At 65.5% G+C, this 16,881-nt stretch carries 15 protein-coding genes; 11 read left to right on the forward strand and 4 right to left on the reverse strand.

All coding sequences use genetic code 11. From position 1 onward, the window contains the following. Window positions 1-63 precede the first annotated feature (63 nt). Complete coding sequence (locus tag DNK89_RS13585) at window positions 64-2,346, reverse strand: nitric-oxide reductase large subunit (protein ID WP_110960535.1); 2,283 nt, start codon at window positions 2,344-2,346, stop codon at window positions 64-66. Window positions 2,347-2,625: 279 nt separating this feature from the next. Here DNK89_RS13585 and norR point away from each other — a divergent pair, with 279 nt between their 5' ends. The 5 genes from norR to DNK89_RS13605 all read left to right on the forward strand — a co-directional run bounded on the left by norR (window position 2,626) and on the right by DNK89_RS13605 (window position 8,744). Continuing rightward, the gene (gene norR / locus DNK89_RS13590; protein WP_110960536.1) at window positions 2,626-4,203 is read left to right on the forward strand and encodes a nitric oxide reductase transcriptional regulator NorR; all 1,578 of its coding nucleotides are present in this window, start codon (window positions 2,626-2,628) and stop codon (window positions 4,201-4,203) included. A 121-nt stretch (window positions 4,204-4,324) separates the two neighbouring features. After that, window positions 4,325-5,524: a threonine ammonia-lyase gene (locus DNK89_RS13595; protein WP_110960537.1), complete on the forward strand. Its 1,200-nt coding sequence runs from the start codon at window positions 4,325-4,327 to the stop codon at window positions 5,522-5,524. 88 nt (window positions 5,525-5,612) lie between these two features. Next, window positions 5,613-5,759 (forward strand): hypothetical protein, encoded by a 147-nt coding sequence (locus DNK89_RS24575; RefSeq protein WP_203422270.1) that lies wholly within the window; start codon window positions 5,613-5,615, stop codon window positions 5,757-5,759. 94 nt (window positions 5,760-5,853) lie between these two features. Continuing rightward, window positions 5,854-6,564, forward strand: coding sequence for a 7-cyano-7-deazaguanine synthase QueC (gene queC, locus DNK89_RS13600; protein WP_110960538.1), 711 nt, complete (start codon window positions 5,854-5,856; stop codon window positions 6,562-6,564). Window positions 6,565-6,872: 308 nt separating this feature from the next. Further along, a complete protein-coding gene (locus DNK89_RS13605; protein ID WP_110960539.1) occupies window positions 6,873-8,744 on the forward strand; it encodes a phosphoenolpyruvate carboxykinase (GTP) in 1,872 nt (623 codons plus the stop codon). Between the two features lie 202 nt (window positions 8,745-8,946). On the opposite strand, the gene DNK89_RS13610 is transcribed toward DNK89_RS13605, so the two are convergent. Beyond that, entirely contained in the window at window positions 8,947-9,387 is a 441-nt protein-coding gene (locus DNK89_RS13610) for a hypothetical protein (RefSeq protein ID WP_110960540.1), read from the reverse strand. Window positions 9,388-9,524: 137 nt separating this feature from the next. On the opposite strand from DNK89_RS13610, the gene DNK89_RS13615 reads away from it, so the two are divergent. The 5 genes from DNK89_RS13615 to DNK89_RS13635 all read left to right on the forward strand — a co-directional run bounded on the left by DNK89_RS13615 (window position 9,525) and on the right by DNK89_RS13635 (window position 13,534). Then, window positions 9,525-10,502, forward strand: coding sequence for a LysR family transcriptional regulator (locus DNK89_RS13615; RefSeq protein ID WP_110960541.1), 978 nt, complete (start codon window positions 9,525-9,527; stop codon window positions 10,500-10,502). A gap of 12 nt (window positions 10,503-10,514) precedes the next feature. Then, window positions 10,515-11,360 (forward strand): metallophosphoesterase, encoded by an 846-nt coding sequence (locus DNK89_RS13620; protein ID WP_110960542.1) that lies wholly within the window; start codon window positions 10,515-10,517, stop codon window positions 11,358-11,360. A 113-nt stretch (window positions 11,361-11,473) separates the two neighbouring features. After that, window positions 11,474-11,896: a universal stress protein gene (locus DNK89_RS13625; RefSeq protein ID WP_015011999.1), complete on the forward strand. Its 423-nt coding sequence runs from the start codon at window positions 11,474-11,476 to the stop codon at window positions 11,894-11,896. Between the two features lie 188 nt (window positions 11,897-12,084). After that, a complete protein-coding gene (locus DNK89_RS13630; RefSeq protein WP_110960543.1) occupies window positions 12,085-12,540 on the forward strand; it encodes a fasciclin domain-containing protein in 456 nt (151 codons plus the stop codon). Window positions 12,541-12,595: 55 nt separating this feature from the next. Beyond that, a complete protein-coding gene (locus DNK89_RS13635) occupies window positions 12,596-13,534 on the forward strand; it encodes a fasciclin domain-containing protein (RefSeq protein ID WP_015011997.1) in 939 nt (312 codons plus the stop codon). 103 nt (window positions 13,535-13,637) lie between these two features. Here DNK89_RS13635 and DNK89_RS13640 read toward each other — a convergent pair whose 3' ends face one another. Beyond that, window positions 13,638-14,261, reverse strand: a complete 624-nt coding sequence (locus DNK89_RS13640) for a TetR/AcrR family transcriptional regulator (RefSeq protein ID WP_108626237.1) — start codon at window positions 14,259-14,261, stop codon at window positions 13,638-13,640. Window positions 14,262-14,390: 129 nt separating this feature from the next. After that, window positions 14,391-15,302 (reverse strand): LysR family transcriptional regulator ArgP, encoded by a 912-nt coding sequence (locus DNK89_RS13645; RefSeq protein ID WP_110960921.1) that lies wholly within the window; start codon window positions 15,300-15,302, stop codon window positions 14,391-14,393. Window positions 15,303-15,478: 176 nt separating this feature from the next. On the opposite strand from DNK89_RS13645, the gene DNK89_RS13650 reads away from it, so the two are divergent. Continuing rightward, window positions 15,479-16,816, forward strand: a complete 1,338-nt coding sequence (locus DNK89_RS13650; RefSeq protein WP_110960544.1) for a D-amino acid dehydrogenase — start codon at window positions 15,479-15,481, stop codon at window positions 16,814-16,816. Window positions 16,817-16,881: the final 65 nt, after the last annotated feature.

The raw sequence follows: 16,881 nt of genomic DNA on the forward strand, positions 1-16,881 counted from the left end.
TTGTGGGGATGAATAAGAGCCTGCGCTGCCGCCGGGGATGGTGGTGGCAGCGCACGGCGCGGGTCAGCGGCGGGTCTCCGCCAGGGTGGCGCCCGCAGGGACGGCCGGTGCGCGCGAGCCCAACACACCGCTCACCACCTGCCAGGCCACGGCCAGCGCGCCGACGATGAAGACCACGTCGCCGAAGGTGCGCACCCAGCGCAGCGTCTGGATGAAGGGCTGCTGCATGAAGGCCTCGCCCCGGGCGTACCACAGGCCTTCGCTCACGCTGGCGTGGAACTGGAACAGGCCGATGGGCAGCAGGCTGGTGGCAATCATCAGCACCAGGCCCGCGTTGAGCCACCAGAAGCCGGTGGCCATGAGCCGGTCGCTGAACACCAGCTGCGGCCGGATGTAGCGCAGCACCAGCAGCGTGAAGCCCAACGCCAGGAAGCCATACACACCAAACAGTGCAGCATGGGCATGCACGGGCGTGGTGTTCAGGCCCTGCACGTAGTACAGCGAGATGGGCGGGTTGATCATGAAGCCGAAGACGCCCGCGCCCAGCATGTTCCAGAAGGCCACAGCGACGAAGCACATCAGCGGCCAGCGCAGCCGCGCCATCCAGGGCGCGCGGTGTTGCAGGCGCCAGTGTTCCCAGGCCTCATGGCCCAGCACCACCAAGGGTACGACTTCGAGCGCGCTGAAGGCCGCGCCCACCGCCATCACCGGCGTGGTGGTGCCGGCAAAGTACAGGTGGTGGAAGGTGCCAGGCACGCCGCCCAGCATGAAGAGCGAGGCCGAGGCCAGGCTGGCCGTGGTGGCCATGCGCACCGACACCAGCCCCAGCGTGGAGAAAATGAAGGCCAGTGCCGTAGTGGCGAAGACTTCAAAGAAGCCCTCGACCCACAGGTGCACCACCCACCAGCGCCAGTACTCCATCACCGACAGGTGCGTGCGCTCGCCATAGAAGAAGCCGGCGCCGTAAAACAGGCCGATGGCGATGACCGATGCAGACAGCAGCGCCAGCAGGTTCTTGTCGCCGGGCTGGCGGAACGCGGGCAGGATGCCGCGCAGCATCAGCACCAGCCAGAAGGCCACGCCGGTGAACTTGCCGATCTGCCACAGGCGGCCCAGGTCCACGTATTCATAGCCCTGGTGACCCAGCCAGAAGTTCCACTCGGGCGGCATGATTTGCGCAATCGCCAGGTAATTGCCCGCGAACGAGCCCACCACCACAACCACTAGCGCCCAGAACAGGATGTCCACGCCCAGCTTCTGGTATGCCGGGTCTTTGCCGCCGTTGATGAGCGGTGCGAGGAACAGGCCGGCCGCCAAAAAGCCCGAAGCGATCCAGAACAGCGCGCTCTGGATGTGCCAGGTGCGCACCAACGAGTACGGGAACCACTGCGACACGTCGATGCCGTAGAACTGCTGGCCTTCCACGGTGTAGTGCGCCGTGAAGCCGCCCAGCAGCACCTGGAAGCTGAAGAGCGCGACGATGAGGAACAGGTACTTGCCCAGAGCACGCTGCGAGGGCGTGAGCGGCACGCTCGACAGCGGGTCGTGCTTCGGGGGCGTGGGGTCCACCTCGTCTTGCTTGCGCAGGAAGGCCCAGCCCCATACGAGAAAGCCCACGCCCGCCATCATCACGACCACGCTCATCACCGACCACACCATGTTCTCTGCGGTGGGCTTGTTGCCGATGAGCGGTTCGTGCGGCCAGTTGTTGGTGTACGTTGCTGTCGTACCCGGGCGCTCGGTAGCGGCGGCCCAGGCCGTCCAGAAGAAGAAGCCCATCATCTGCGCGCGACGCTCGGCGCTGGGCAAGGTGTTCTCCTTCATGGCGAAGTGTTCGCGCGTCTTGTGCAGCGCGGGCGCGTCGCTGAACAGCTGGTCGTAGTACAGCACGGTCATCGCGATCGCATCGGCCCGGGTGGACGACACCGTGGCCACGCCGGTGGCGGGGTCGTAGGTGTTGGTGCGGTACTCGGTCTTCATGCGGTCACGCAACACGGCCTGGGCGGCGGTGTCGATCTCGGCAAACGGCTTGCCATGTGCGCGCTCGGCCGCGACATCGAGCCAGTTGAGCAGCTCGCGGTGCAGCCAGTCGGCCGTCCAGTCGGGCGCCTGGTAGGCGCCGTGGCCCCAGATGGAGCCCAGCTGCATGCCGCCCACCGACTGCCAGGCGGTCTGGCCGTCCAGGATGCTGTCGTGGGTGTAGAGGACTTCGCCCCCGGCCGTGGCAATCTTGTCGGGAATGGGCGGCGCGGTGCGGTACACCTCGGCGCCGTAGTAGCCCAGCAGGCTGAAGGTGACGATGAGCACACCGATCAGCGTGAACCACAGCTTGCGGTAGTTACCCATGGCGGGCCTCCTGCTTCGATGAAACGGCGAACGGGCGGGGCCAGCGTGGGCTGGCCACAGCGAGACAGGCGGCGTGATGGACCGCCCGGAGGGCCAGGCAGGCCGCAGGTGGACTGGATGTGAAGATCATGGTGAGGTGACGAGTGAATCGATCCACCCACCTATCGCAAGCGCCGGGCCAGCAGCGGCACCCAATAAAATCAAGTGCTTACGAAGTTCATGGTATTTATTACCCCATTGGATTGGGGTTAAATTCACCCATAATGGGTAAAAATCACCATGAACCACCAACCCCTGCTGGCCGACCTGTCCACCGATCTGCCGCAGGCCGTGCGCCTGCAGCGGCTGGTGGACCACCTGCGCGCCCGCTTTCACTGCGGCGCTGTGGCGCTGCTGCAGCTGGAACAGGACCACCTGCGACCCTTGGCCGTGGACGGCCTGGTGCGCGAGGCGCTGGGGCGCCGCTTTGCAGTCAGCCAGCACCCGCGGCTCGCGGCCATCCTGGCGCGGCGGGAGGTGACCTGCTTTGACCACGACAGCACCCTGCCCGACCCCTACGACGGCCTGCTCGACACCCTGGTGGGCGAGCCCCTGCCCGTGCACGACTGCATGGGCGTGAGCCTGCAGATGGACGGCCAGCCTTGGGGCGTGCTCACGCTCGATGCATTACAGACCGGCACCTTTGGGGAAGCCGCACGCGCCGCGCTGGCCGATTGCAAGGTGCTGGTGGAGGCCGCCGTGCGCATCTCACGGCTGGAGCGCGAGGTGCAGGCGCTGCGCAGCGCCCCCCACACCCGTGGTGCCGAGGATGAGCGCACCACCCGCGCGGGCGAGGGCGACATGGAGATCGTCGGCCAGAGCGAGCCCCTGCTGCGCCTGCTGCACGAGCTGGAGGTGGTGGCGGGCTCGGACCTGCCGGTGCTGCTGCTGGGCGAAACCGGCGTGGGCAAGGAGCTGTTCGCGCGCCTGCTGCACCGCCAGTCCACGCGCCGCACCAAGCCCCTGGTTCACGTGAACTGCGCGGCGCTGCCCGAATCGCTGGCCGAGAGCGAGCTGTTTGGCCACGTGCGCGGCGCGTTCTCGGGCGCGGTGACCGACCGACCCGGTCGCTTTGAGGCCGCCGAGGGTGGCACGCTGTTCCTGGACGAGGTGGGCGAGCTGCCGCTGGCCGTGCAGGCCAAGCTGCTGCGCACGCTGCAGAACGGCGAAATCCAGCGCCTGGGCGCCGACCGGCCACGCCGTGTGGACGTGCGGGTGGTCGCCGCCACCAATCGCAACCTGCGCGAGCAGGTGGCTGCGGGCGACTTTCGCGCTGACCTGTATCACCGGCTCTCCGTGTACCCCGTGCCCATCCCACCGCTGCGCGAGCGGGGCAACGATGTGCTGCTCATTGCGGGCCGGTTTCTGGAGTTGAACCGTGCGCGCCTCGGTCTGCGCAGCCTACGGCTGTCGGCCAGCGCGCAAGAGGCGCTGCGCCGATACCCTTGGCCCGGCAATATCCGCGAGCTGGAGCATGTGATCAGCCGGGCCGCCCTCAAGGCGCTGAGCCGGGGCGTGAGCCGCACCGACATCGTGACGCTGGAGCCCGTGCTGCTGGACCTGGACGCCCACGCCGCCAGCGCAGCCCCTGCCCCGCTGGACGCGAGTGCTCCCGCTCAGGCCACAGAGCCACCCGCGACTGCCTCCACGACGGACACAGCCGGCAGCCCGCTTCGCGACGCCGTGGATGCTTGCCAGCGGCACGCCATCACCCAGGCGCTGGCGCGCCACCAGGGCAACTGGGCCCAGGCCGCGCGTGCGCTGGAGGTGGACGCGAGCAACCTGCACAAGCTGGCGCGCAGGCTGGGTCTCAAATAGATCATCAAAATTGATAGCTGCTAACGCATGATCCTCTAGCGCTTGGGGTACTTTTCACTCCATTTTTCGGCCTGCACCCGCCGCCGCGCTCCAACGGCGCGCATTGCGCCACAATCGGCCCATGCTGACCCTTCAAGACATCCGCGACGCCGCCACCCGCTTACAAGGCCAGGTGCTGGACACCCCCTGTGTCGAATCCAAGACGCTCTCGCAGATCGTGGGTGCGCAGGTGTTCCTCAAGTTCGAGAACCTGCAGTTCACCGCGTCCTTCAAGGAGCGCGGCGCCTGCAACCGTCTCACGCTGCTAACCGACGAGGAGCGTGCGCGCGGCGTGGTGGCCATGAGCGCCGGCAACCATGCCCAGGGCGTGGCCTACCACGCACAGCGCCTGGGCCTGCGCGCAGTCATCGTGATGCCGCGCTTCACGCCCGGCGTGAAGGTGGAGCGCACGCGCGGATTTGGCGCCGAGGTGGTGCTGCATGGCGACACGCTGGAAGAAGCCCGCGCCCATGCCTATGCGCTGGCAGACGCGCAGGGCCTGACCTTTGTGCACCCGTATGACGATGAAGGCGTGGCTGCGGGACAGGGCACGCTGGGCCTGGAGATGCTGCAGGCCGTGCCCGACCTCGACACGCTGGTGATTGCCGTCGGCGGCGGCGGGTTGATCTCTGGAGTGGCGACGGCCGCCAAGGCGATCAAGCCGGGCATCGAGATCGTGGGCGTGCAAACTGCGCGCTTTCCGGCCATGGTCAACGCCGTCAAGGGCACGCACCACCCGCAGGGCACGTCAACAATAGCCGAGGGCATTGCCGTGGGAACCCCGGGCAAGATCACACAGGAGATCGTCAAACGTCTGGTGGACGACCTGGTGCTGGTGGACGAGGGCGACATCGAGCAGGCGGTGCTGATGCTGCTGGAGATTGAAAAGACCCTGGTCGAAGGCGCAGGGGCTGCTGGCTTGGCGGCGCTGGTGCGCTACCCCGAACGCTTCAAAGGCAAGCGCGTGGGCCTGGTGCTGTGCGGCGGCAACATCGACCCACTGCTGCTGGCGGCCATCATCGAACGCGGCATGGTGCGGTCAGGGCGCCTGGCGCGCATCAAGGTCAGCGCACGCGATGTGCCCGGCGTGCTGGCGCGCATCACCGCCACCGTGGCGGACGCAGGTGCCAACATCGAGGAAGTGCACCACCAGCGCGCCTTCACCATGCTGGCCGCGCAGAACGTGGAGATTGAGCTGGTGCTGCAAACCCGGGGCAAGACCCATGTCGATGAGGTGCTGGGACAGCTGCGGGCGGCGGGCATGCAGGCCGACCTGATCTGAGAGCCTGTGCACAGAGACCACAGGGTTTTGCCCCTGCACAGGTTCTCGCGGCTAGAATTGCGCAAGTTTTAAGCATCTGGAGCCCACCATGTCTGACCACAACACTTCGCACGCCTCTGCAACGCCATCGAACGACCCAGTGGAAAACGTCGTTCACGTGGTCCCCGTGGTGCTGCCAGTGGTGGGCGGCATCATGATGTTCCTGCTGGCGTTCATCGCCGTGATGATGGCCTGACCGCTCCGACAGGCATCACCCCCACAGCCCCGCAGTGCGGGGCTTTTTTTCGTCCCGCCCCCACACCCCATCTTCGTTTGACCTGGAGAACCCCATGAGACCCGGACACGCACTCGTCCTCTTTTCCGGAGGCCAGGACTCCACCACCTGCCTGGCCTGGGCCCTGGAGCACTTTGCCCATGTGGAAACCATCGGCTTTGACTACGGGCAGCGCCACCACATCGAGCTGCAGGCGCGGCAGACGGTGCTGGCGTCGCTGCGCGCGCAGTTTCCGCACTGGAACGCCCGGCTGGGCGACGATCACATGCTGGACCTGGCGGTGCTGGGCCACATCAGCGACACCGCGCTGACCAGCGACGCCGAGATCCAGATGACCGCGGCCGGCCTGCCCAACACCTTTGTGCCAGGGCGCAACCTGCTGTTCTTCCAGCTGGCGGCCGCCGTGGGCTACCGGCGCGGGCTGCACACCCTGGTGGGCGGCATGTGCGAGACCGACTTCTCCGGCTACCCCGACTGCCGCGACGACACGCTCAAGGCGCTGCAAGTGGCGGTGTCGCTGGGCATGGGCCAGCGGTTCACGTTCGAGACGCCCCTCATGTGGCTGGACAAGGCCGAGACCTGGGAGCTGGCGCGGACCCTGGGTGGGCAGGCACTGGTCGATCTGATCGTGAACGACTCGCACACCTGCTACCACGGCGTGCGTGACACGTTGCATGCCTGGGGGTACGGCTGTGGCACCTGCCCGGCCTGTGCGCTGCGCAAGGCGGGCTTTGAGCGCTGGAGCGGTGCGGCGACCCGCCCCTAGCACCAAAGCCCGGTCCTTGGCGGGCGTCGAATTGGTTGCATAACCCCATGTTTTTTTTGCATGATTTTGACCCCTGTCTGACAGACAAATGGGCGGCAGATTCATAAAATTGACATCCCAGCCGACCCGCGGAATCCGTGGAACTAGCCTCCACCCGTGGGGCTGACACACGCTCCCGCCCGCCGACTGAGCACGAAAGCCGTTTTTTCAAAGGCAGCGCTCAGCACCGCAATTGCGCCAGGCCTCGCCGTGACCCGTTCGGTCCGCTTCCTTTGGAAAAACGTTTTTTCAACTTAGGAAGCTCCCCGATGAACGCACCCACGATGCAGGGCCTGAATCTCAACGCCCCCGCTTACGTCAAAAACGCCCGGCTGCTCGCCTGGGTGGCCGACATGGCCGCCCTGTGCAAGCCCGACAGCATCTACTGGTGCGATGGCTCCCAGGAAGAGTACGACCGCCTGTGCCAGCAGCTGGTCGATGCCGGCACCTTCAAGAAGCTGAACCCCGCCAAGCGCCCCGGCAGCTTCCTGGCCTGGTCCGACCCCTCCGACGTGGCCCGCGTGGAAGACCGCACCTACATCTGCTCGGCCAAGAAGGAAGACGCAGGCCCGACCAACAACTGGATGGCCCCCGCCGAAATGCGCGCCACGCTGCAGCCACTGTTTGACGGCTGCATGAAGGGCCGCACCATGTACGTGGTGCCTTTCTCCATGGGCCCGCTGGGCAGCCACATCGCCCACATCGGCGTGGAACTGACCGACAGCGCCTACGTGGCCGTGAACCAGAAGCTGATGACCCGCATGGGCAAGGCCGTGTACGACGTGCTGGGCGTAGAGGGCGAATTCGTGCCCTGCATGCACACCGTGGGCGCTCCCCTGGCAGCAGGCGAGAAGGACACCACGAGCTGGCCTTGCAATCCCAAGGTCAAGTACATCGTGCACTACCCCGAAACGCGCGAAATCTGGTCCTACGGCTCGGGCTACGGCGGCAACGCGCTGCTGGGCAAGAAGTGCCTGGCCCTGCGCATCGCCTCCACCATGGGCCGTGACCAAGGCTGGCTGGCCGAACACATGCTCATCCTGGGCGTGACCAACCCCCAAGGCAAGAAGTACCACGTGGCAGCGGCCTTCCCCAGCGCCTGCGGCAAGACCAACTTCTCCATGCTGGTGCCGCCCGAGGCGGGCTTTGCCGGCTGGAAGGTCACCACCATCGGTGACGACATCGCCTGGATCAAGCCCCATGCCGACGGCAAGATGTACGCCATCAACCCCGAGGCTGGCTACTTTGGCGTGGCCCCCGGCACCAACATGCACACCAACCCCAACTGCATGCGCAGCCTGGACAAGGACGTGATCTTCACCAACGTGGCCCTGACGGACGACGGCGACGTGTGGTGGGAAGGCATGGAAAAGGACACCGGCAAGCTGCCCGACCACCTGATCGACTGGCAAGGCAAGGACTGGACGCCCCAGATCGCCAAGGAAACCGGCGCCAAGGCTGCCCATCCGAACTCGCGCTTCACCGTGGCTGCCACCAACAACCCAGCGCTCGACCCCCAGTGGGACGATGCCAATGGCGTAGCCATTGACGCCTTCATTTTCGGCGGCCGCCGCTCCACCACCGTGCCGCTGGTGACCGAAGCCCGCACCTGGACCGAAGGCGTGTACATGGCTGCGACCATGGGCTCCGAAACTACCGCCGCCGCCTTTGGCGCCCAGGGCGTGGTGCGCCGCGACCCCTTCGCTATGCTGCCGTTCTGCGGCTACAACATGAGCGACTACTTCCAGCACTGGCTGAACATGGAAGGCCAAATTGCCGCCACCGGCAAGGCGCTGCCCAAGGTGTTCTGCGTGAACTGGTTCCGCAAGGACGAAGCCGGTAAGTTCGTCTGGCCCGGTTATGGCGACAACATGCGCGTGCTCAAGTGGATGATCGACCGCATCGAAGGCCAGGCCCAAGGCCAGGAAACCATGTTTGGCGTGGCCCCGCAGTACGCCGAGATCAACTGGACCGGTTTGGATTTCAATGCCCAGAAGTTCGACGCCGTGACCAGCATCGACAAGGCCGCATGGACGGAAGAGTTCAAGCTGCACACCGCCCACTTTGAGCAGCTGGCCTACCACCTGCCCCAGGCGCTGCTCGATACCAAGGCGCAACTGGAAAAGCGCCTGGCGGCCTGATACGCCGGTCCGCTCCCGGAATCTCCCCCACTCAAAGCCGTCCCGCCTTCGCGGGGCGGTTTTTTTTCGTCTCCGCGCTGCAGCGACAACAGCGGCCTGGAGCATCAGGAAGGGGCACGGCGAACGGAGGCATAAAAAAAGCCGTGGCGTCCGCCACGGCTTTGAATGGGCTGGGTTGCGCAGCGTACGCCGCGCCAAACCCTCAGTAGTACTTGCGAATGCTGTCCACGGTGGGAATGCCCATCGCGTGGTTCAACTCGGCCATGATGCGGGGGTCCTTCAGGGCGACTTGCCAGGTACGCTGGTCTTCAGCGGCGCGGCGCCGGTTTTCAGCCCACGCCAGCGCGGAACCGCGCAGCGCCACACCAGCGCGACGGGCGGGGCTGGTCAGCAGGGCCAGCGCAGCGAAGGCCACGAGCCACAGCACCATCCAGGCGGCCAGCAGGTGGCCTTCGGTCCAAGTGTCGATGACTTGGTTGGCAACCACCAGCAGCGCGGAGACCACGGCGGCCAGCAGCAAGGAGGCAGCGCCACGCGCGCCGTCAAAATGGGCGGCAGCGCTCTTCAGGGCGGCGGCTGCGTTTTCGGCGCGGACAACGCCGGGGTGTTCGGTGGGGTACTCAACGTGTGCAAAGGCGGTCATTTCGGTTTCCCTTTTCTAACGCTTGTGGCGAGATTGCCGGGCGATGGGGTGATATTAGGGTTTACCCTTTGCATGTTCAAGTTTATATTTTGAATCATTGATATTCATATCGGTGATGAATATGCTGTGGGGCGACCATGACCCCTTTGAACTTCCGCTCCCTGGACCTGAACCTGCTGCGCGTCTTTGACGAGGTGATGGCGGAGCGCAGCCTCACCCGGGCCGCGCACAAGCTCTCCATCACCCAGCCGGCCGTCAGCAACGCCATGCGGCGCCTGCGGGACGTGATGGGCGATGAACTGGTGGTGCGCAGCGGCCAGGGGGTGGAGCCCACGCCACGCGCACTGGCCCTGTGGCCGCCGGTGCGCGAGGCTCTGGCCCATTTGCAGGAGTCCCTGGCGCCCGGTCACTTTGACCCGGCGACGGCGGAGTCCACCTTTGTGCTGGCCATGGCCGATGCCACGGCGGCGACGTTGGTGCCCGCCCTGGTGGAGATCATCGAGCGCGAAGCCCCTGGCATCTCCATCCGCGTGCTGCCGCTGACCACGCGCGACCCCCGGCGTCTGCTCGAAGAAGAGGCGGCCGACATGGCTGTGGGTTACTTTCCAGCGGCACTGGCCGACCTCACGGCGCGGGCACAGTCCGGCGGCGTGGTCGCCTTTGAAAGCCGCCGGCTGTACGACGGCGAATACGTGTGCGTGATGCGCCAGGGCCACCCTCTGGCCGACGCGCCCCTGACACTGGACACCTACTGCGCAGCGCGGCACATGCTGGTGAGTTTTTCGGGCCGGCCCTTTGGTTTCATCGACGAAGCCCTGGCGTCGCTGGGCCGCGAGCGCAAGGTGGTGATCACGGTCAACCAATTCTTCACCGCCGGTCGGGTGGTGTCGGGCTCGGACCTGCTGACCGTGCTGCCGCGCCACTTTGTGCCAGTGACCGGCATCGCCGACGCCTTGGTGCAACGGGCTTTGCCCCTGGACGTGCCCGCCGTGCACGTGGATGCCCTGTGGCGCCGGCGCGGCCCCCAGCAGGCTGCGATGACCTGGCTGCTGCAGGCACTTGCACGGTCAGCACGGCGCACCTTTCCGGAGCAGGGCCTGCACGGCACGCCTTAGACTGCACGGCTGATGAATATCCAGCTTTTGTCCGACCTCCATCTGGAGGCACACCCCCACTTTGTGCCTGAGCCCGCCCCTGGCGCCGATGTGCTGGTGCTGGCGGGGGACGTGGGCTCCTACCAGCAGGGCTCTCAACTGGACGACGACGACTTCGGCCTGGCCCGGTTTTCTCCGCTGCCCCAGCATGGGGGCTGGCCGACCCCCGTGCTGTTTGTGCCCGGCAACCACGAGTACGACGCCCAGGATTTCGATGCCGCGCACCTGCGGCTGCGCCGGACCTGTGACCGCCTGGGCATAGCGTGGCTCGAACGTGAAACCCTGGTGCTGCAAGGCGTGCGTTTTGTCGGCACGACGCTGTGGAGCGATTTCGACGCACTGGCCGACCATGAGGGCACGACCGACCTCACGCGCCGGCTCAAGCTGCGGGACAAGGCCTTTCGCGCGGCCAACTTCTACCTGCGCAAGACCGGGGGCACGCGCCACACAGAGCCGTTTCTGGCCGAGCCCATGCGCGAGCAGGCGCTGGTCTGCCAGCAGTGGCTGCGCGATGTGCTGCAGCAGCCTTTTGACGGCCCCACCGTGGTCGTCACCCACTTTGCCCCCAGCCTCCGCAGCGCCGACCCGCGCTACGGCCTGGTGCCTGGCACAGCAGGGTTTTGCAACGCGCTGGATGACCTGCTGCTGCACACCCCGCTGTGGCTGCATGGCCACCTGCATGCGCCCAGCGACTACACCGCGCAGGGCCAACGCAGCGACGGATCGCCCTGGCAGTGCCGGGTGGTGGCCAACCCGCTGGGTTACGCACGCAAGGGCGAGCAGGCAGCGTTTCAGCCGCGCTGCGTGGTCACCGTATGATCAGCATGCGGTTCGTACGAATCCGCCACGCGCCGAACAGAACAACATGACCCAGGTCAAGACAACAGGCACCCGCGCAGAGTAGTCTGCCCCATCCCTTTTCGGAGAACACCATGAACATCCTGCTTGCTGTCGATGGCAGCGCCTACACCAAGAAAATGCTGGCCTACCTGGCCACCCACGAAGAACTGCTGGGCGGCACCCACACCTACACCGTGTTGACGGTGCAGGCCCCGCTGCCTCCCCGCGCGCGCGCCGCGCTGGGCAAGGAAGTGGTGGACAACTACCACGCGGAAGAAGCCGAAAAAATCCTCGCACCGGTGTGCAAGTTCCTGGGCCGCCACGGCGTGGATGCCAAGCGCAGCGTCAAGGTCGGCGCGGTGGGCGAGACCATTGCCAAGGTGGCAGACACCGGCAAGTTCGACCTGCTGGTCATGGGTTCGCACGGCCATGGCGCCATCGCCACGCTGGTGATGGGCTCGGTGACCACCCAGGTGCTGGCGCACAGCAAGGTGCCGCTACTGATCGTTCGCTGAACGTCCAGCTCCGCTGCGCAATCGCGCAACACCATCCAAAAGCCCTGCCTTGCAGGGCTTTTTTTCATCTCGTTACGACTGAATGGTTATTGAATAACCAATTAGTTTACTTTCGTACCAAATGGTTATACATTCGCGCCACGCCCATCTTGGCGTGTCAATTCCATCGAAACCGAGAGGAACGACCCATGAAGAAGACCCTGATTGCACTCGCTCTGACCGCTGGCGCCACCTTCAGCGCCATGGCGCAAGACATCGTCGATACCGCTGTGAAAGCGGGCAACTTCAAGACCCTGGTGGCCGCAGTGCAGGCCGCCGGTCTGGTGGACACCCTCAAGGGCCCCGGCCCGTTCACGGTGTTTGCCCCCACGGACGAAGCCTTCGCCAAGATCCCCAAGGCCACGCTGGACGGCCTGCTGGCCGACAAGGCCGCACTGACCAAGGTGCTGACCTACCACGTGGTGCCCGGCAAGGTCATGGCCAAGGATGTGAAGGCGGGCAAGGTCAAGACCGTGCAAGGCCAGGAACTCACCGTGAGCACGAGCATGGGTGTGATGGTCGACCAATCCAAGGTCATTGCCACCGACGTGGCCGCCAGCAACGGCGTGATCCATGCGATCGACACGGTGCTGATGCCCAAGTAAGCCACCGGCACCACCGCTCTTTTCACCCACCATCCATTCACGAGGAGAAGCCGCCATGAACACCGTATTCAATCGCCGCACCGTCCTGATGGCCGCCGCCCTGGGCGCCAGCACCACCCTGCTGCAAGCCTGTGGGGGCGGAGACGACGAGCCCCAGCGCAACATCGTCGAGCTGGCCCAAAACACCCCCGAGCTGAGCATCCTGGTCGAAGCCGTGGTCGCTGCGGGCCTCGCGCCCACGCTGAGCACGGGCACGCTCACCGTGTTTGCGCCCACCAACGCAGCGTTTGCCGCGTTGCTGACCGAACTGGGTGTGACCAAGGAAGCCTTGTTGGCCAACAAGCCCCTGCTGACCGCCGTGCTTACCTACCATGTGCTGGGCAGCAAGGTGATGCGGGCCGATGTGCCCCTGGGCAAGGCGATCACGCCGGTGTCGGGCGGCTTCTTCAAGATCGAGTCGAACAACGGCCTGAAGATCACCGACGGCCGCAATCGCGTGAGCACCATCACCAGCACCGACATCCAGGCCAGCAACGGCGTGGTGCATCTGGTGGACAAGGTGCTGCTGCCCGCCGACAAGGACATCGTGGCCACCGCCTCGGCCCTGCCGGACTTCAGCATCCTCGTCGAGGCCGTGGTGGCCGCCGGCCTGGTGAGCACATTGCAAGGCGCTGGCCCCTTCACCGTGTTTGCCCCCACCAACGCGGCGTTTGCTGCCTTGCTGACCGAGCTGGGCGTGACCAAGGACGCGCTGTTGGCCAACAAGACCCTGCTCACCCAGGTGCTGACCTACCACGTGGTGCCCGCGCGCGTGCTGAAGGCCGAAGTGCCTGTGAACACCGCCATCACCACCGTGCAGGGCCAGACCTTCACCATCAACTCCAGCTTGGTGATCACCGACCAGAACATGCGCACCAGCAACATCGTGGCTACCGACGTATTCACCAAGAATGGTGTGATCCACGTGGTGGACAAGGTGATCCTGCCGAAGTGACAGGATCCCAGGTGCTGCGCGCCCCCACCGGCGCAGCACCCACACAGCAAAAAGCCCGGCGTGCCGGGCTTTTTTTATCGATGCGGCTTATCGTGCCGCCATGTCAACGCGCTGCCAGCCCGTCAAAACAGGTGCGCACCACCAGGTCCACGATTTCGGCGTCCGAATACTGCCCGCCTTCCTTGAGGAAGCTCACTACCGGGTCGCAGGCGCGCGCATACAGCGTGTAGAGCACCACCAGCGGCGGCAGCGTGGGGCTGATCACCCCCTGGGCCTGGGCCTGGGTGATCCACTCCCCGATCTGGTCGCTCACCGCCACCAGCCCGTTCAGGTAGTCCTTGTTGGCCATGAGCACCGCGCGCAGCGTGGAGTTGCGGCTGGGCAGCAGGGGCATCTCGTTGGTCAGCAGACGTTCCAGCGACCAGCGCACTAGCGCATGCAGCTTCTCTAGCGGCGGCATGTCGGCGGGCAGGCCCGCCAGGTAGGTCTGCACCCGTCCCAGGATCTGCACCATGGCGGCACTGCACAGCTCTTCCTTGCTGCAGAAATGCTTGTACAGGCTGGCCTTGGCGATGCCGACGGCGTTGGCCACGTCGTCCATGGTCATGGCGTCGAAGGCCTTTTCACCCAGCAGGCGGCAGGCGGACTGGAGGATGGCATCCTCGCGGGCCTGGTGCATCTGCTCCTTGAACGAAACTTTGGGTTGCGGCGTTTGCATGGCGTCCATTTTATACATTGCAGTAAAAAAATAAATGACGAAGTTGCAATGCAACTACGTCGTTCACGTTTTTGACAGCACAAAACGTGCCGCGCGCCCCGCCGCAGGGGCGCAGCCAGACGGCCTTTGAACAGGTTCCTAGGACACCAGCGCCTGGGCCGCAGCGCTCGTCAGTGCCGACGACAACGCATCCAGCAACTCGGACTCCAGGTTCCAGCAATGCCAGTACAGCTGGATCGGCAGCGACCGGCCGGGGGCCAGGTCCACCATGCTGCCGTCGGCCAGCGCCTGTCGCGCCATCAGCTCGGGCATGACCCCCACGGCCCAGCCAGCGGCCACCGCGCGCATCTGCGCCTCGGAGCCCGGCACAAACAGGTGGTTGAGCGCCACGCGCTTGAGCCCGAACGCACGGGCCACGAACTCGGCCGCCATGTCGTCCTTGCGGTTGAACGACAAAAACGACACATCGCGGAAGTTGTGGGGCGTGAGCCCCTGCGGCAGGTACTGCTCCGCGTAACTGGCCGACGCCACCGCCACATAGGGCATGGCCCCGAGCGGCACCATCTTGCAACCACGCAGCGCCTGCTTGAGCGTGGTCACGCAGCCCAGCACCTGGCCGGAGCGCAGCCATTCCTGGGTGAAGTCCTGGTCGTCCACGATGATTTCGAGCGGCAGGCGCTGGCGCACCAGGTCGTGCAGCGCGCCCATGGCCCAGGTGGCGATGCTGTCGGCGTTGATGGCGATCGAGATGCGCTCGTCCTCGCGCGAGCCCCCTGGCGCACTGGGCGCCAGCTCCTGCAGGTCGCGCTCCAGGTCGGCGCGCAGCAGGCGCATCTGCTTGGTGTGCTTGAGCAGCAACTGCCCGGCCGACGTGGGCCGCAGCGGGCGGCTGCGCACGATGAGCACCGAGCCCACCTGCGCCTCCAGCGCACGCAGGCGCTGCGAAACGGCCGACTGCGTGACATTGAGGCGCTGCGCAGCGCGCTCGAAGCCGCCCTCTTCAACGATGGCGGCAAGGCATTCCAGGGCGGCGGGATCGTAGGTGCTCATGGTCTCGGACTCGAACAAAAGAGGGTTGTCTCTACAGCGCTATTCATTAGGTACGCTGATGTTTTTGGAGTAAGTTTAATTTTGCTTTTAGTTGAATGCAATGTCGCGCACACTGCGCCCCATCGTGTCCCGCACTGGGGCGGGCGGCACGCAAAGGCTCACAAGGCATTCCGCATATGAAAACCATTGTTCTCGGCGCCGGCATCATCGGCATCAGCACAGCGTGGCACCTGCTGGAACGCGGTCACGAAGTCATCGTGATCGACCGCCAGCCCGATGCAGCACTCGAAACCAGTTTTGCCAACGCCGCGCAGATCTCGGTGAGCTACTGCGAGCCCTGGGCCAACCGCGAGGCGCCGCTCAAGGCGCTCAAGTGGATGTTCGACAAAGAAGCGCCGCTGCTGTTTCGCCCGCAGATGGACTGGCAGCAATGGCGCTGGGGCCTGCAGTTCCTGGCGCAGTGCAACGATGCGGCGTTCGAGCGCAATGTGCAGCAGATTGTGGCGTTGGGCGCCTACAGCCATGCCGCGCTGAAGGACCTGGTGAAAACCACGGGCATCGAATACAACCGGCTCGAACGCGGCATTGCCCACTTCTACACCGACCAGAAATCGTTCGACGCCGCAGGCCATGCCGTGGAGCTGATGCGCAAGCATGGCGTGCAGCGCCGCCTGATCAGCCGCGACGAGCTGCTCAAGATCGAACCGGCCTTCAAGGCCTACGGCGACAAGATCACCGGCGGCACCTACACCAGCACCGACGAGAGCGGCGATGCACGGGTCTTCACCCAAGAACTGGCCCGCCGCTGCGCGGCACGGGGCGTGCAGTTCCTGTACGGCCACGATGTGCTGCGTCTGAACAAGATTGGCAATGCTATTGATTCAGTAGCAGTCATGCCAAATTCCACTAGCGCAAGCGGCAAAAAAGACTTCATATTGAAGGCGGACGCCATTGTGGTGGCCTGCGGCTCGTACAGCGCGCCGCTGCTGCGCAGCGTGGGCGTGGACCTGCCGATCTACCCCGGCAAGGGCTACAGCGCGACCTTCCCGCTGCTCAAGCCCGAGGGTGCGCCCATGGTCTCCACCATCGACGACGGCAAGAAGATCGCCATGAGCCGCCTGGGCAACTTCCTGCGCGTGGCGGGCACCATTGAACTGAATGGCTGGGACCTGACCCTCGACAGCTCCCTGGCCCGCGCCCGCTGCCACATGCTCTCGCGCCGCATCGAGGCCATTCTGCCCGGCGTGTGCGACACCCGCACGCCCGAGGAAGGCGGCAACCCGCAGTACTGGACCGGCCTGCGCCCTGCCACGCCCACCAACATCCCGTTCATCGGCCGCACCCGCGTGGGCAAGCTCTGGGTGAACGCGGGCCACGGCACACTGGGCTGGACGCACGGTGCGGGCTCGGGCAAGGCCCTGGCAGAGCTGATCAGCGGCGAGCAGCCTGCGATGAACTTCGGCTTTCTGGGGGCCGAGGCGGTGCGCGCGCCGCGCACCGTGGTCGCGGCCTAAGATCGTGAACACGTTCTAAGGGGCGGCTCCCACAGCGCGCCTGCAGACAAGGGCCGGTCCCGCTA

Source organism: Acidovorax sp. ST3 (assembly GCF_003231145.1).
Taxonomy (GTDB): domain Bacteria; phylum Pseudomonadota; class Gammaproteobacteria; order Burkholderiales; family Burkholderiaceae_C; genus Acidovorax.

Excerpts from the sequence above, each read along its gene's own strand:
- DNK89_RS13585 (WP_110960535.1), bottom strand. The coding sequence starts at position 2,346 with ATGGGTAACTACCGCAAGCTGTGGTTCACGCTGATCGGTGTGCTCATC.
- norR (WP_110960536.1), top strand. The coding sequence starts at position 2,626 with ATGAACCACCAACCCCTGCTGGCCGACCTGTCCACCGATCTGCCGCAG.
- DNK89_RS13595 (WP_110960537.1), top strand. The coding sequence starts at position 4,325 with ATGCTGACCCTTCAAGACATCCGCGACGCCGCCACCCGCTTACAAGGC.
- DNK89_RS24575 (WP_203422270.1), top strand. The coding sequence starts at position 5,613 with ATGTCTGACCACAACACTTCGCACGCCTCTGCAACGCCATCGAACGAC.
- queC (WP_110960538.1), top strand. The coding sequence starts at position 5,854 with ATGAGACCCGGACACGCACTCGTCCTCTTTTCCGGAGGCCAGGACTCC.
- DNK89_RS13605 (WP_110960539.1), top strand. The coding sequence starts at position 6,873 with ATGAACGCACCCACGATGCAGGGCCTGAATCTCAACGCCCCCGCTTAC.
- DNK89_RS13610 (WP_110960540.1), bottom strand. The coding sequence starts at position 9,387 with ATGACCGCCTTTGCACACGTTGAGTACCCCACCGAACACCCCGGCGTT.
- DNK89_RS13615 (WP_110960541.1), top strand. The coding sequence starts at position 9,525 with ATGACCCCTTTGAACTTCCGCTCCCTGGACCTGAACCTGCTGCGCGTC.
- DNK89_RS13620 (WP_110960542.1), top strand. The coding sequence starts at position 10,515 with ATGAATATCCAGCTTTTGTCCGACCTCCATCTGGAGGCACACCCCCAC.
- DNK89_RS13625 (WP_015011999.1), top strand. The coding sequence starts at position 11,474 with ATGAACATCCTGCTTGCTGTCGATGGCAGCGCCTACACCAAGAAAATG.
- DNK89_RS13630 (WP_110960543.1), top strand. The coding sequence starts at position 12,085 with ATGAAGAAGACCCTGATTGCACTCGCTCTGACCGCTGGCGCCACCTTC.
- DNK89_RS13635 (WP_015011997.1), top strand. The coding sequence starts at position 12,596 with ATGAACACCGTATTCAATCGCCGCACCGTCCTGATGGCCGCCGCCCTG.
- DNK89_RS13640 (WP_108626237.1), bottom strand. The coding sequence starts at position 14,261 with ATGGACGCCATGCAAACGCCGCAACCCAAAGTTTCGTTCAAGGAGCAG.
- DNK89_RS13645 (WP_110960921.1), bottom strand. The coding sequence starts at position 15,302 with ATGAGCACCTACGATCCCGCCGCCCTGGAATGCCTTGCCGCCATCGTT.
- DNK89_RS13650 (WP_110960544.1), top strand. The coding sequence starts at position 15,479 with ATGAAAACCATTGTTCTCGGCGCCGGCATCATCGGCATCAGCACAGCG.